At 68.8% G+C, this 1,190-nt stretch carries 1 protein-coding gene; it reads left to right on the top strand.

The window, feature by feature from the left end; all coding sequences use genetic code 11:
• A partial coding sequence (locus B4E30_RS02645) for a DEAD/DEAH box helicase (RefSeq protein ID WP_286793365.1) occupies positions 1–1,190 on the top strand: 1,190 nt, incomplete at both ends.

Here is a 1,190-nt window from a genome sequence, read left to right as displayed (position 1 = left end):
CGCGAACTCTCGGGCGATCCGCGCATCCGGATCAGCACCGTCGACTCGACCGATCCGGACTGGTTCGACCTGGGCGTCCAGGTCACGATCGACGGACGTCGCATCCCCTTCACACCTCTCTTCACGGCCCTCGCCCTGCGACGTTCCAAGATGATGCTCGCCGACGGCGCATACTTCTCGCTCCGTCATCCCGCGCTGGATCGCCTGCGGGACCTCATCGACGAGGCGGTGGAGATGTCCGAGTGGGAGACGGGGCCGAAGATCTCCCGATATCAACTCGCCCTCTGGAGCGACTTCGAGGATCTCGCCGACGAATCCGAGGCCGCTGTGTCGTGGCGGGCCGCGGCGCACGCCCTGCAGGACGTCGAGCGCGTTCCGGAGACGATCGTTCCGGACAGTGTCCGCGCGACGCTCCGGCCTTATCAGAAGCACGGCGTCTCGTGGCTGTGCTTCCTCGCCGACCATCGCCTCGGCGGGATCCTCGCCGACGACATGGGTCTCGGCAAGACGCTGCAGGTGCTCGCTGCGCTGGCGGCGCGTCGTGATGACGCCGGCGGCCACCCGGCGCTCGTGATCGCCCCGACGAGCGTGATCGGCACCTGGCAGGAGGAATCGGCGGCGTTCGTGCCCGACCTGCGGGTGGCGGTGGTCTCCAGCACCGGCGGTCTCGCCGCGGTGGGCGAGGCGGATGTCGTCGTGACGTCGTACGCCGTGCTTCGTCTCGACGAGACCGCCTTCGCCGAGCGCGAGTGGGGCTGGCTGATCCTCGACGAGGCGCAGTTCGTGAAGAACCCCGCCACACGCATCCACCGCGCGGTCGCTGCACTGCGTGCGGAGGTGCGCTTCGCGCTCAGCGGCACGCCCTTCGAGAACTCGCTCATCGAGCTGCATGCGCTGCTCTCGATCACCTCGCCCGGACTCTTCCCGTCCGCCCGGCGATTCCGCGACGAGTACGTCGGCCCCATCGAGAAGGGCAAGGTGCCCGACAACGTCGAAGGCGGTGCGTACCGCCGAGCGCGGTTGGAGAAGCTGCGCCGACGCGTGCGACCGCTGATGCTCCGTCGCACGAAGGCTCAGGTCGCCGCCGATCTGCCACCGCGGCAGGAGCAGGTGCTCCACGTCGAGCTGTCAGACGCGCATCGCGCGATGTACGACATCGCCCTCCAGCGGGAGCGGCAGAAGATCCTGGG

The organism is Microbacterium sp. UBA3394, from assembly GCF_002358725.1.
GTDB lineage: Bacteria > Actinomycetota > Actinomycetes > Actinomycetales > Microbacteriaceae > Microbacterium > Microbacterium luteum.
Note: the sequence above shows the minus strand (reverse complement) of the source record. Positions and strands in the feature narration are given on the sequence as shown.